Annotated in this window: 6 protein-coding genes and 1 CRISPR repeat array; of the genes, 2 read left to right on the plus strand and 4 right to left on the minus strand. The window is 49.3% G+C overall.

Annotated elements, in window-relative coordinates:
• Positions 1–19: 19 nt before the first annotated feature.
• Positions 20–1003 (plus strand): type I-F CRISPR-associated protein Csy3, encoded by a 984-nt coding sequence (gene csy3, locus LZP69_RS15060; RefSeq protein WP_234201542.1) that lies wholly within the window; start codon positions 20–22, stop codon positions 1001–1003.
• 9 nt (positions 1004–1012) lie between these two features.
• Positions 1013–1597, plus strand: coding sequence for a type I-F CRISPR-associated endoribonuclease Cas6/Csy4 (gene cas6f, locus LZP69_RS15065; protein WP_234201543.1), 585 nt, complete (start codon positions 1013–1015; stop codon positions 1595–1597).
• Between the two features lie 130 nt (positions 1598–1727).
• Positions 1728–11470: direct repeats of the CRISPR family, unit length 28 nt; unit sequence CTTCACTGCCGCACAGGCAGCTCAGAAA.
• Positions 11471–11535: 65 nt separating this feature from the next.
• On the opposite strand, the gene ric is transcribed toward cas6f, so the two are convergent.
• From ric to prmA, 4 genes are all read right to left on the minus strand, one after another.
• Positions 11536–12258, minus strand: coding sequence for an iron-sulfur cluster repair di-iron protein (gene ric, locus LZP69_RS15070; protein WP_234201544.1), 723 nt, complete (start codon positions 12256–12258; stop codon positions 11536–11538).
• A 286-nt stretch (positions 12259–12544) separates the two neighbouring features.
• Positions 12545–12850: a DNA-binding transcriptional regulator Fis gene (gene fis, locus LZP69_RS15075; protein WP_011864135.1), complete on the minus strand. Its 306-nt coding sequence runs from the start codon at positions 12848–12850 to the stop codon at positions 12545–12547.
• A gap of 17 nt (positions 12851–12867) precedes the next feature.
• Positions 12868–13836, minus strand: coding sequence for a tRNA dihydrouridine synthase DusB (dusB, locus tag LZP69_RS15080; protein WP_234201568.1), 969 nt, complete (start codon positions 13834–13836; stop codon positions 12868–12870).
• A gap of 151 nt (positions 13837–13987) precedes the next feature.
• Positions 13988–14869 carry a 50S ribosomal protein L11 methyltransferase gene (gene prmA, locus LZP69_RS15085; RefSeq protein ID WP_234201545.1) on the minus strand — a complete coding sequence of 294 codons (882 nt, stop codon included), beginning with the start codon at positions 14867–14869 and terminating at the stop codon, positions 13988–13990.
• Positions 14870–15109 lie beyond the last annotated feature (240 nt).

Here is a 15109-nt window from a genome sequence, read left to right on the forward strand (position 1 = left end):
ATATTTTGGAGATTTCAACATGGCAGTAGAAAAACTTAAAACCCCATCGGTATTGGCATTTGAAGCAAAACTTATTCCTTCTGATGGTTTGATGTTTGCAGGTAACTGGGATAAAAACGAGTGGACACCCATTAATGTCGGTGAAAAAGCCGTACGTGGCACCATCTCGAATCGCTTGAAAGCCGCAGTGGCCAACGACCCAGCCAAATTGGACGCCGAAGTATCAAAAGCTAACCTGCAAACTGTGGATGTGGCGGCGCTTGCTCACACGACAGACACCTTGAAATTGGCGTTTACCTTACGTGTACTCAGTGGCTTACACGTGCCATCGACCTGTAACTCTCCCGAATATCAAGCAGCACTAGCGGAAAAAGTTCAAACGTATCAAGCGCAAACCGAGTTTGCAGAGCTGGCTAAACGCTACGCCTACAATATTGCTAACGGCCGCTTCCTATGGCGCAACCGCGTGGGTGCGGAAGCGGTAAAAGTGGTAGTAACTTATAAAGAGACCTGCTTTGAATTTGACAGTTATGCTTTGAGTCTGCGTGAATTTGGTGATGATGCCCAAGTGAACCAATTGGCGACCATTATTCAACAAGGTCTTACTGACGAGCATGTACTGTTGAAAGTGGAAGCTTATAGCCAATTAGGCCAAGGCCAGATGGTCTACCCGTCACAAGAGTTGGTAATGGGCGGTGGTAAAGGGGACAAGAGTAAATTCCTTTATCAACTGGATGGCCAAGCGGCGATGCACTCGCAAAAAATTGGCAACGCACTGCGCACCATTGATACTTGGCACCCAGAAGCGGACGAAATTGGCCCGATTGCGGTTGAACCGTACGGCTCTGTGACCAACCGTGGTGCGGCATACCGTCAGCCAAAAGCGAAGAACGATTTTTACAACTTGTTAGACGGTTGGATGATCAAAGGCAAAGAGCCAGAGCTTGAGCAGCAACACTATTTAATGGCGATGTTGATCCGTGGTGGCGTATTTGGCGAATAAGGTGGCGCAATGAAATATTATTTAGATATTACTCTGCTGCCGAGCGAAGATATGGGACACCATTTTTTGTGGGAGAAGCTGTATCACCAAGTGCATTTGGCACTGGTAGAGCACAAAAATAGCCAAGGGCAATTTGTCATTGGCGTGGCATTTCCCCAGTTTGATGGGCAGGTACAGCGCCTCGGCAGTAAGTTGCGCCTATTGGCGCAAAGTGAGGAGTCACTTGAGCAGCTGGCGATTGATAAGTGGCTTGCCCGTTTTAGGGACTATTTTCATGTCACCAGCGTGCGCCCTGTGCCTGCTCAGGTTGAGTCATACGTCAGTTACTCTCGACCTAAAGTTCGCACTGGCAAAGATCGCGAAATACGTCGTCGCATGAAGCGTCACAATGAAACGTTAGAGCAAGCGACAGCGCATTTTGAAGGATTTGAAACTCGCACAACCAAAGCGCCTTTTGTCTATGCGCAAAGCTATAGCTCGGGTGCACGTTTTCCTCTGTTTATTGAGGAAAAAGTAGCACTTGGGGTAGGGGAGTCAGCGGTAACTTTCGACAGTTACGGCCTATCATCCCAAGGTGTTTTACCCAAGTTTTAACCCTTTATTTTTGATCTTTAAAAATAAGTAATTAAAACAGATGGTTACATCAAGTGGTTTTTAATAAGGTGAAAACAAGGTTTTTGCCTTAACTGCTTGTTGTAACTTATTTTTGTGCTGATATTCTACTCTTCACTGCCGCACAGGCAGCTCAGAAATAAAAAGCTGTAGAAGCGCCGAGCCTGAACACCTTCACTGCCGCACAGGCAGCTCAGAAATCTATGTAATAAAGGCAGCCCCCTTGCTTCGCCTTCACTGCCGCACAGGCAGCTCAGAAAGCTACCAAGATCGTCCCAATCCTCTAAGGTTTCTTCACTGCCGCACAGGCAGCTCAGAAATGAGAATGAAAGGTATGTGGCTCTTGCAACTCCTTCACTGCCGCACAGGCAGCTCAGAAAACTGCCGACGATTTGAAAGGCAAAGACTTTGCCTTCACTGCCGCACAGGCAGCTCAGAAATTAACGATCAGCAAAATCATTTCAACAAGCTCCTTCACTGCCGCACAGGCAGCTCAGAAAATCATCTTTTCGCCATTGCACATCGTAAGCGACTTCACTGCCGCACAGGCAGCTCAGAAAGATCCATTACTACTGCCGTGGTGGCATTAGTGCTTCACTGCCGCACAGGCAGCTCAGAAAAGAAGCGAGCAAGGCCAGACGCCCGCGAATTGCTTCACTGCCGCACAGGCAGCTCAGAAAAAACATTAATAAGATTTTGAGGCGTATTAAAACTTCACTGCCGCACAGGCAGCTCAGAAATCGCACTTGGCTGTAAATGTGATCGCCAAGCGCTTCACTGCCGCACAGGCAGCTCAGAAATCACTTCTAGATTTTGACGCCTTAAGCGATGGCTTCACTGCCGCACAGGCAGCTCAGAAATCCAGCAAACTCTAGATATGAGAGCGCCTCTCCTTCACTGCCGCACAGGCAGCTCAGAAAACAGGCCCGAAATACTGCATTCCTCGCTCAACCTTCACTGCCGCACAGGCAGCTCAGAAAACTACAAAATCCCCATATCAACCAACTTCTTCCTTCACTGCCGCACAGGCAGCTCAGAAAGTTATAAGTCCATGCGTTTGTCCCATCAAATCCTTCACTGCCGCACAGGCAGCTCAGAAAAATAATGATGTAAGACTGTGTAACGGGCACAACTTCACTGCCGCACAGGCAGCTCAGAAAGTCACAGCAGGAACAGTGCCAAGCGCGCCAGACTTCACTGCCGCACAGGCAGCTCAGAAATCCCGCAGATAACTTGTTAGCCCGCGAGTATTCTTCACTGCCGCACAGGCAGCTCAGAAAATTCAATATCGCTATCAATATCAACCCAGTCGCTTCACTGCCGCACAGGCAGCTCAGAAAATGATGGGCGAACGTCAAACAGAAATGGCCTTCTTCACTGCCGCACAGGCAGCTCAGAAAATAAGAACGCCAACATACGCATGAATGGCGTCCTTCACTGCCGCACAGGCAGCTCAGAAACCCAGCTCGACAATCTCATTCATTGCGCAGTCCTTCACTGCCGCACAGGCAGCTCAGAAAGACCAGTTACGACAAACCCGCAGCGATACCGCCTTCACTGCCGCACAGGCAGCTCAGAAATTGAACAAAGTAAACAGCCATAAATCACCTCTCTTCACTGCCGCACAGGCAGCTCAGAAAGCTGGAAGAAACCACGGAACCAGTAACAACAACTTCACTGCCGCACAGGCAGCTCAGAAATGCCAATCGACATTACATCGAGACAGCGACGACTTCACTGCCGCACAGGCAGCTCAGAAAAAACTGGACGCTTGCAGATGAAAAAGGCTTAGCTTCACTGCCGCACAGGCAGCTCAGAAAAAAGCCTTTGCGCGTAACGGCATCCATGAGCTCTTCACTGCCGCACAGGCAGCTCAGAAATAAAAGGATAAAACCATGAAACAACATCTGATCTTCACTGCCGCACAGGCAGCTCAGAAAGGTATATACCCACCGTTCAATTAGTGGGCTAGCTTCACTGCCGCACAGGCAGCTCAGAAAATTGAGTACATCGAACAGCAAGATGTGAGCAACTTCACTGCCGCACAGGCAGCTCAGAAAATCACGACCATTTGACCTGACCTATTGCCAGACTTCACTGCCGCACAGGCAGCTCAGAAACCTTGCTCAGCTTCCTGAACCCCCTCACTGGGCTTCACTGCCGCACAGGCAGCTCAGAAAGCCAATATGTTGAATAGCCGCTCCCCGAAAATCTTCACTGCCGCACAGGCAGCTCAGAAAAATGGTCAAACTAAAGCCGTTCGCGCCGGTGCCTTCACTGCCGCACAGGCAGCTCAGAAAATCACGGCTGCGCTGAATGGCAAGATCATAATCTTCACTGCCGCACAGGCAGCTCAGAAATCACGGGGTTCAGGGTGCGCTTCGCGCGGGGTCTTCACTGCCGCACAGGCAGCTCAGAAATGTTAGCTGCTTAAAGTAGGTTTCATCGGTGACTTCACTGCCGCACAGGCAGCTCAGAAAAAAGACCTTAGCACCGGGTAAATAAGAGTAAACTTCACTGCCGCACAGGCAGCTCAGAAATGCTTAACTAAACCAAGGCCAAGGACGGCTATCTTCACTGCCGCACAGGCAGCTCAGAAAAAGACGGTGACATGAAAATGCAACGTGATGCACTTCACTGCCGCACAGGCAGCTCAGAAATCTACGTGCGACTTGATCAGCAGCGAAAACAGCTTCACTGCCGCACAGGCAGCTCAGAAACTTGAATGCTAATTCCTCATTAGTTTGCTTTTCCTTCACTGCCGCACAGGCAGCTCAGAAACTTGCGTGATGCTACAGCCATCGGCGTAAAGGCTTCACTGCCGCACAGGCAGCTCAGAAAGATAGCGCCGCCCCTGCTGAGATAACCACCCACTTCACTGCCGCACAGGCAGCTCAGAAATGCACTGACATAGGACCTCGCTTTAATTAGCGCTTCACTGCCGCACAGGCAGCTCAGAAAATCACCATCGCCAGTACCAGTTCCATCTTCACTGCCGCACAGGCAGCTCAGAAATTGTTGAATAGCAGTAGAAAAACCAGCCCTTACTTCACTGCCGCACAGGCAGCTCAGAAAGACTGGGATATTCAAGAAAGCGACCCCGATCCCTTCACTGCCGCACAGGCAGCTCAGAAAGCTTTTTACACAAAGTGGTTAAATATCTATCACTTCACTGCCGCACAGGCAGCTCAGAAACAGAGGCATTAAAAACAATAACCCGCTGAATACTTCACTGCCGCACAGGCAGCTCAGAAATAAGAGCAGCGCGGCGAACCCTGCCGATCAAACTTCACTGCCGCACAGGCAGCTCAGAAAAGATAGCGATATACCCGGCGCCGACCCCAAACCTTCACTGCCGCACAGGCAGCTCAGAAATAATTGCAAAATGGATCAGCGGTCTGGCGATGCTTCACTGCCGCACAGGCAGCTCAGAAAATTAAGAATGCGTTATACCCCTCAGTTTTGGACTTCACTGCCGCACAGGCAGCTCAGAAAGTGGCGTGGCGCTGCCCTCTGTTACCCTGCAACTTCACTGCCGCACAGGCAGCTCAGAAAACGGTATTGAGCGTGGCGGTGGCGGGGTCGCCCTTCACTGCCGCACAGGCAGCTCAGAAAAGAAATAAACTAAAGCAGTGGGCTGACTCATGCCTTCACTGCCGCACAGGCAGCTCAGAAATGGCAGAGAATGGCCTAAAACCCTACATGGACCTTCACTGCCGCACAGGCAGCTCAGAAAGCAACAGTGTAGCGGGTACGCTCGATTTACACCTTCACTGCCGCACAGGCAGCTCAGAAAAATCGCCGTCGTCTTTGCGCCATTGCACATCGCTTCACTGCCGCACAGGCAGCTCAGAAATTGATTTGGCTGGTCGTATCCGTTGGGCTAAGCTTCACTGCCGCACAGGCAGCTCAGAAATGCAATAACCGCAGCGGCGACTGATTTCATAACTTCACTGCCGCACAGGCAGCTCAGAAAACCTCACGGGCAATGGCTGCAGGGTCGTTACCCTTCACTGCCGCACAGGCAGCTCAGAAAATCGAGGGAAGTTATGCCGTGATCGCAGCTAACTTCACTGCCGCACAGGCAGCTCAGAAATAAAGGGTTTCCCCTCGCTGGCCGGTGCTGCTCTTCACTGCCGCACAGGCAGCTCAGAAAAACAAGTTTGATCCCAAGTTGCGCGAGCGTAACTTCACTGCCGCACAGGCAGCTCAGAAATCAATAAATTGGGAGCCACTTTTAAAGCTCGTCTTCACTGCCGCACAGGCAGCTCAGAAAACAACCAAATGACGAAACATGCGAATCTTATTCTTCACTGCCGCACAGGCAGCTCAGAAAATCCCTAAATTTCACCTTGCTACCGTACAGTATCTTCACTGCCGCACAGGCAGCTCAGAAACAACAGGCAAACACAGGAGGCTAAACCATGAACTTCACTGCCGCACAGGCAGCTCAGAAACGACCGAGGGGATGCGGCTAAACTGTTCGGCACTTCACTGCCGCACAGGCAGCTCAGAAACGTCTGTGCCCGTATTGTACTGCCAGCTATAGCTTCACTGCCGCACAGGCAGCTCAGAAAATCCCAACGCTCATTTTTCAGCTTATACAAACCTTCACTGCCGCACAGGCAGCTCAGAAAAGCCATGGCGAAAGGCTTTGACGGTTGCATGGCTTCACTGCCGCACAGGCAGCTCAGAAAGACTCAGACGGCTGGACTGGCGAGATAGTCAGCTTCACTGCCGCACAGGCAGCTCAGAAAATCGTCTACGCCAGGCGTATTAATAACATGATCTTCACTGCCGCACAGGCAGCTCAGAAAAATTGCGACTATTAAACCAAATACCACACTCACTTCACTGCCGCACAGGCAGCTCAGAAAAAGATACCGGTTCAATTTTCCAACCAGCAGCACTTCACTGCCGCACAGGCAGCTCAGAAAGCACTGTTCCCTAAGAGCAGCGCGGCGAACCCCTTCACTGCCGCACAGGCAGCTCAGAAATAATCGTGTTTGGCTTGGGTGTATTGCATCGCCTTCACTGCCGCACAGGCAGCTCAGAAAATGACGTGCCAGTCAGGGATGCCGCTCTTGCGCTTCACTGCCGCACAGGCAGCTCAGAAAGCGCGGATACATCTTTTTAGCACAAGAGAAAGCTTCACTGCCGCACAGGCAGCTCAGAAAAAGACAAAGAAATCGTTTCTTGCGATGTATTCCTTCACTGCCGCACAGGCAGCTCAGAAACTGCGGTTTAATTCTGCGCCGTATTGAACGCTCTTCACTGCCGCACAGGCAGCTCAGAAATTAGCATGAATTCAATCTCAGCCTTGGTTGGCCTTCACTGCCGCACAGGCAGCTCAGAAAACAAAGGAAATATGATGAAACTACTCACCAAGCTTCACTGCCGCACAGGCAGCTCAGAAAACAATGTGAAGCGGTTATAATGTCGCCGATGACTTCACTGCCGCACAGGCAGCTCAGAAACATTGGTGGCAAAGGGGCCAATTTGCTGCATCCTTCACTGCCGCACAGGCAGCTCAGAAATTTGTTTGACAAGGCAAAACAAAAGGAGAGTTCTTCACTGCCGCACAGGCAGCTCAGAAATCTAATAGACGGCGCTCGGCCTCGTGACGCGCCTTCACTGCCGCACAGGCAGCTCAGAAAGCACAGTACGCGGGGAAACGCCACAAAATTCGCTTCACTGCCGCACAGGCAGCTTAGAAAACACAGGCGGAAACGAGAGGAACGGAAAAAATGTTCACTGCCGCACAGGCAGCTTAGAAAAATTATCGAACAATCGGTTATCCCTGCCGGATGTTCACTGCCGCACAGGCAGCTTAGAAAGCGCCGCACTGCTCAGGCTCTGCGCTTTCGTCGTTCACTGCCGCACAGGCAGCTTAGAAATATTGGATATGGAAACACCAGGCGGCACAGTGGTTCACTGCCGCACAGGCAGCTTAGAAAAGTAATTGCAAGCATGACAGGCCACGCTTTAGGTTCACTGCCGCACAGGCAGCTTAGAAAAAGAGCTATATGTAACAATAATCTCAACAGAAGTTCACTGCCGCACAGGCAGCTTAGAAATTGATCAGTTTATTTGTAGACTTCTTACTTCTGTTCACTGCCGCACAGGCAGCTTAGAAAAGCCAGACCCGCCGCCGCTTTATCACTCAAAAGTTCACTGCCGCACAGGCAGCTTAGAAATCTCAATTTGATGGGTAATGATGACTGTGAAGGTTCACTGCCGCACAGGCAGCTTAGAAATGAGTTACCGTTGCTGCTAATTTTAATTTGGGGTTCACTGCCGCACAGGCAGCTTAGAAAACAGATCCGCAGGGCCTATATCATGCAACCAAGTTCACTGCCGCACAGGCAGCTTAGAAAAATAACACCCGTGTAGTTAGAGGTGGTTTTATGTTCACTGCCGCACAGGCAGCTTAGAAAGTGACCTATGACGGCGCACCCTACACCATAGGGTTCACTGCCGCACAGGCAGCTTAGAAATCAAGCTTTAACAGGTCAACGGTTGCGACCCCGTTCACTGCCGCACAGGCAGCTTAGAAATCTATTGTGATTTTGTCTAGTTCTCTATCAAGGTTCACTGCCGCACAGGCAGCTTAGAAAGTTTGCAGCTTGGGCTTTAGCAAAACGCTCAGGTTCACTGCCGCACAGGCAGCTTAGAAAAGTATTCTCATTTGATGAAAATCCTGTTGATTGTTCACTGCCGCACAGGCAGCTTAGAAACGTCAGAACCAACAGACTTAACACCAATGCTTGTTCACTGCCGCACAGGCAGCTTAGAAATACTTGTGTATCCGGCTCCAATTATTGCACTCGTTCACTGCCGCACAGGCAGCTTAGAAATGTGTGTGCATGATTACATTTCGATGGAATCGTTCACTGCCGCACAGGCAGCTTAGAAATCAACCCCCTTGCCTTTCGACCAGTCAAATTGGTTCACTGCCGTACAGGCAGCTTAGAAATTGTCAAACAAAGGTACCTAGAGCGAACTTTAGTTCACTGCCGCACAGGCAGCTTAGAAAATTATGTGAAAAGAACTTCATGTTCGAAATGAGTTCACTGCCGCACAGGCAGCTTAGAAATATTCAGTGATATCGATATAGACAAAGCTGATGTTCACTGCCGCACAGGCAGCTTAGAAATTTGACGAGCTGTGCATCAGCTTTGTCTATATGTTCACTGCCGCACAGGCAGCTTAGAAATCGTTGAGGTGGATTTTTGAGTTTATGCTCTAGTTCACTGCCGCACAGGCAGCTTAGAAAGCTAATGTTTAGCATTGCATCTGGAAATCTTCGTTCACTGCCGCACAGGCAGCTTAGAAATCTAGTTTGTAGAAAGCCATGCACCGCGCCTTGTTCACTGCCGCACAGGCAGCTTAGAAATCAAGCGTTAACGGTCTGCCAGTCATATCGTAGTTCACTGCCGCACAGGCAGCTTAGAAAAGCCCCCTCGCCTGTGGTGGTTAGCCGATGTTGTTCACTGCCGCACAGGCAGCTTAGAAATATCGCAGGTATTATTGCGTCAATTTCAGCTTGTTCACTGCCGCACAGGCAGCTTAGAAATTAATAATCCCTTACTTAATAATCCCTTATTTGTTCACTGCCGCACAGGCAGCTTAGAAAAGAGGGTGGTTCTTTGCCATGTCTTGGCTCTAGTTCACTGCCGCACAGGCAGCTTAGAAATTTCAGCGGTTTCTTCTCATTGATAAGCTCATGTTCACTGCCGCACAGGCAGCTTAGAAAACAATTCCAACGTCAAAAGCTAACCGCTTCAGGTTCACTGCCGCACAGGCAGCTTAGAAAATGATCAGCCATTAAGTTAATTAGCGCGTCATGTTCACTGCCGCACAGGCAGCTTAGAAATAAAACGCTATCATTAGCAGTACAAAAGGCTCGTTCACTGCCGCACAGGCAGCTTAGAAATTCTTCGTAATTGTTTACTGATGAACAATTAGGTTCACTGCCGCACAGGCAGCTTAGAAATTAATTGGTCTAGGTTGGGGTATTTGTGTAGCGTTCACTGCCGCACAGGCAGCTTAGAAATGCAACGGGTCGCTGGTTAGGATCATCAGCAAGTTCACTGCCGCACAGGCAGCTTAGAAATTTCGCAGCATCCACGCGCCCACATGACTTGAGTTCACTGCCGCACAGGCAGCTTAGAAATATCGTCGACTGGTTAGAAAATACAGCACGGCGTTCACTGCCGCACAGGCAGCTTAGAAATCAATTTTGTCGGTCCACATCTTGCGGTACTTGTTCACTGCCGCACAGGCAGCTTAGAAATATCGAGTAACTTGGTGCCGTTATCGATGGCGGTTCACTGCCGCACAGGCAGCTTAGAAATTAAGCGCCATCGCCGATGGCCGCTGGGACGAGTTCACTGCCGCACAGGCAGCTTAGAAATTGTATTTATCTTCTAATGATCTTGCGATTAAGTTCACTGCCGCACAGGCAGCTTAGAAAAATAAAACAGTGGGTTTCTACAGTGCCTCTCCGTTCACTGCCGCACAGGCAGCTTAGAAATGCTCGCCGCGCGTTACGGTAAAAACTCACCGTTCACTGCCGCACAGGCAGCTTAGAAAGCAATATTTACGGCAAAACGGCCAAATTCAAAGTTCACTGCCGCACAGGCAGCTTAGAAACGAAAGCTAACTACGAGTCATTTGCACGTTTCGTTCACTGCCGCACAGGCAGCTTAGAAATTAAGCGCCCCGCGCGGATAGCGCCTGAGTAAGTTCACTGCCGCACAGGCAGCTTAGAAAAACAGGGTTATTAAGGGGCGCATTGACCAGCGGTTCACTGCCGCACAGGCAGCTTAGAAATGCAGGCTATGAGGTGATCGTCGCGCAATACGGTTCACTGCCGCACAGGCAGCTTAGAAATGGCACCTCTGACAGCATGCGCAGGATCACCAGTTCACTGCCGCACAGGCAGCTTAGAAATTGCGGATCACTTGCCCCCACCAAGGCGGTGCGTTCACTGCCGCACAGGCAGCTTAGAAATAATGCTAGTCACCACAGCAGAGCATACCGTAGTTCACTGCCGCACAGGCAGCTTAGAAATGAATCTCTTACTTGGACTCAGATACCAAAATGTTCACTGCCGCACAGGCAGCTTAGAAATATGGCTTCCAGCGCCTGGGAGCGGAAATCGTGTTCACTGCCGCACAGGCAGCTTAGAAATTACTGTTGAAATCAGTTCGCTATCAGTATTAGTTCACTGCCGCACAGGCAGCTTAGAAATCATCGGTCCAGAACTCGGGCTTAATGGTGCGGTTCACTGCCGCACAGGCAGCTTAGAAAAATAACATTTAATAGACATAAAGCCCCCTACAGTTCACTGCCGCACAGGCAGCTTAGAAATTGTTCACCCAAGTGGGACGGCTATTTTATTGGTTCACTGCCGCACAGGCAGCTTAGAAAAAAAGGCCGTTATGAAAACATCGGCTCATTAAGTTCACTGCCGCACAGGCAGCTTAGAAAAGATAGCGATATACCCGGCGCCGACCCAAAACGTTCACTGCCGCACAGGCAGCTTAGAAAGTCACTGTCCAGTACGGCTTCGATGATTGAATGTTCACTGCCGCACAGGCAGCTTAGAAATTCAGGAAACTAGAGCTGGATATCACCGCTACGTTCACTGCCGCACAGGCAGCTTAGAAAGCCCAATGGTTGGGGCTGTCGCTGTCGCGTTCGTTTACTGCCGCACAGGCAGCTTAGAAATTGTGTAATGTATTGATCTATAAGTGTAGATCGTTCACTGCCGCACAGGCAGCTTAGAAAAACAACTAAGCTTGGTTATTTTTACTTTACTGGTTCACTGTCGTACAGGCAGCTTAGAAATGTTGAATCAGTTTGGCTTGCGAGAATAAAGTCGCCCCTTTTGCAGGGGCGAATTGGTTTGTCACTTAGTCGGCGATAGCGATCGCTTTCGGGAAGAGAATATTGTTTTCTAGGTGTATATGCTGGTTAAGGTCGAGGACAAATTCATTAAGGGTGTTGTAACAGATACGCCAAGTGGTGCAAGCATGCTCCGGAGGGGTAAAGTTATTGGTTAGGGTTCTGAGTCTGTCGATGATCTCGCCGGCATCATTATGTTCATGTTCCATGGCGTTGATCGGGTTGCCAATATGACCAAAGCAGCCATTTACTTGTTCACCTGCGGCCAAGGCTCGAATCGCGGGGAATAGGATCTGTTCCTCTTTCATCAGGTGAGGCATTAACTCTTCGATCAGGGCTTTAATCCAACCCGCGAAAGGCTTTATCTCTTGATAATGTTCACCGTGGGCGCGTACCATTTTTTGGCTGTACTCAATCAGTAATGGTGCCTTTTCACGCACATAGTTATGGTGTGTCGATTCGATGTAATCAATTAGCTCGCTCAATGGCAGTTGGCTAAGGGTGTTATCTTCAAGGCCCTGCTGCTTAATCTGATCTAAGGCTGATTCTACTTCTGCCAAGTCGATATCTGCCTTTTCGCAAGCTTTGGCTAAGGTACGTTTGCCGCCACAGCAAAAATCGATACCGTATCGACTAAACACATGAGCGCGCCTAAAGTCAGCCGCAACAAGGCTACCGACGGTTTCATTGGCATAATTAATGGTGACACTGTTAGCTGGAGATAAAGGCATGATGACTCCCAAATAAAAAGGTTCATATAAAAAGCATGTTTATAGTATGAGGCTTACTGAGCAAATTCAAATAAAACTTGAGTAATTTACTCGGGTAAAAGCGGTTTGTTGAGCTAGATCATAATTTGATCTTACTTAGATGAGTTTTAGCTGTGTGCTTAGGAAGGCTGCTCACGAGGCAGATCAAGCTTGGGGCAAGAACACTACGGGTGACAGGGACAGATAACAAAAAACGGGTTTCCATTGCTGGAGAACCCGTTTTGATACAGTTAACTAAGAGTGATTCTTAGTTCATGCCGTATTTTTTCAATTTCTTGCGTAGTGTGCCACGGTTGATACCTAGCATGTTGGCAGCGCGAGTCTGGTTGCCACGAGTGTGCTGCATGATGATATCTAGTAGAGGGGCTTCAACTTCACACAGTACCATTTCGTAGACTTCTTCCGCTTCTTGACCGTCCATTTGAGCGAAAAAGTTAGTGACGGCACGCTTTACAGCGTCACGAAGTAATTGAGGCTTGATTGTGCCGTTAGCGGTTTCAATTTTGCCTACGGTAAGCTGATGAGCTTCTGGTTGAGTTGTCTGATCAAACATTCGTATTCTGCTCTTTATTAATTCTTTACTAATTCATCAAAATAACGCTCCAACATGGAACGTTGTTCTTCAACAGTTTCCAGCCGATTGAAGTCGGCTCTAAATGGTCTCAGCGCGTCTTGGTCGAGATACCATCCAACATGCTTCCTGGCGATACGTAAACCTTTGTATTCACCGTATAATGCATATAAGTCTTTGAGGTGTTCCAGCATCACTTGACGCTTTTCGTCCACGTCAATGGGCGCTAGCTTATTACCTGTTTCCAAGTAATGTTGGATCTCTCTAAATAACCAAGGTCGTCCTTGAGCGCCTCTTCCAATCATCACTGCATCTGCGCCTGTATGATCTAACACGTAACGTGCCTTCTCTGGGGTGCAGATGTCTCCGTTCGCAACGACAGGAATCGAGACATTCTGTTTAATAGCCGCAATGGTGTCGTACTCGGCTTCGCCTTTGTACATGCATTGTCTCGTGCGGCCGTGAACGGCTAAGGAGGCAATACCACATTCTTGTGCTATTTGTGCTATTTGAACACCATTACGGTGTTCTGGTGCCCAACCGGTGCGAATTTTTAGCGTGACAGGCACATCTACTGCAGCGACCACCGCCTGTAAAATTGCTTTTACCTGCTGTGGGTACTGCAATAAGGCTGAACCAGCCAGCTTCTTATTCACTTTTTTTGCAGGACAGCCCATGTTGATGTCGATGACCTGTGCGCCCTGTTGTACGTTGACAACGGCGGCATAGGCCATCATGTCGGGGTCGGCTCCTGCGATTTGCACGGAGCGGATCCCATTTTCACCTTCATGCGCCATACGCTGACGGCTTTTATCGCTATCCCAAACCTCGGGATTAGATGAAAGCATCTCAGATACGGCTAAGGCTGCGCCATAGCGTAAACAGAGATTTCGAAAGGGTTGGTCTGTGACTCCTGCCATGGGAGCCACGATCAGCTGATTCTTCAGTTGATAGGGTCCAATTTGCATTTGTCGTGACACCTTACGCTTCAAAGGGGCGCTATAGTACGCCTTTTTTCAGTTCATGAAAAGGTCAATAAATGACCTAAACAAAACTTTTTTGCTTGACTTTTAAAAGGTGAGAAGTCATTGGCAGCCTAGAGATAGCTGCCTATTACCGCTATTTACGTGTGCCTGTCAAGCGGCTCCAATCCTCTTTGTGAGCAGGCTCATCCATGTCAAACCACTGGGTGTAATACTCGCGGATCTCTTCGGCTTGCTCTTTTAACAGACCCGAGAGTGCCAGCAGGCCGCTAGTTTGTACTTTCTCGGCGATCAGCGGTGCCAGCTCTCTTAAGGGGCCAGCAAGAATATTGGCGACTAAGATTTCCGCTTGCAGATTGGCAGGCTGATCTTCTGGCAGATAGAGGGCGAGTTTGTCGGCCACATCATTGCGCTCGGCATTGGCTTTAGAAGCTTCGATGGCCTGATAGTCAATGTCGACACCTGTCACTTTGCCCGCACCCAGTTTGATGGCAGCAATGGCCAGGATGCCTGAGCCGCAGCCAAAATCGATCACTTCTTTACCTTTTAGATCCAGTCCATCCAGCCACTCCAGACACAGGGCCGTTGTCGGATGGGTGCCGGTTCCGAAGGCCAGACCTGGGTCTAGCATCACATTCACCGCTTGTGGGTCTGGCACGTCACGCCAGCTTGGGCAGATCCATAATCTTTGTCCAAATTGAATGGGGTGGAAGTTATCCATCCACTCTCTTTCCCAGTCTTTATCTTCGACTTGCTCGATTTTATGGCTGAAATCCTTGCCTAAATAAGGTTGGAGTCTGAGCAGCTCGACTATGGGCGCGAGATCGAAGCTGGCATCAAACAAGGCGGTTAATACTGTGTGGCTCCAGAGGGGAGTCTCACCCAGTTTAGGTTCATAGATGGGTTTGTCTTCACCATCTTCATAGGTGATAGACAGGGCGCCAAACTCCATCAGCAGATCGCTTAGGGTTTCGGCGTGTTGGTTATCGGTATCGATTTTTAACTGGATCCAGGCCATGGGATCGCCTCAATGATTTAATAATGGCGTTATTGTAAACCATGGCAGGACTGAAAGGCAGTTTGGATCTGCGATTGCAGTGGTTAACTGAGAATAAAGTTAAATATTCAACAACTTATGCTTAATGGTATGATTTTATGTTCACTGTTTGAAATGGTTGTTTAAACTATTGATTATTATTGGTTAAGTGGTAATACCTTTGTTTGGAAGTGGCGGCTGGTTTGTGATCCTTGTCATGTG

It is taken from the genome of Shewanella sp. AS1, assembly GCF_021412565.1.
Lineage (GTDB): Bacteria > Pseudomonadota > Gammaproteobacteria > Enterobacterales > Shewanellaceae > Shewanella.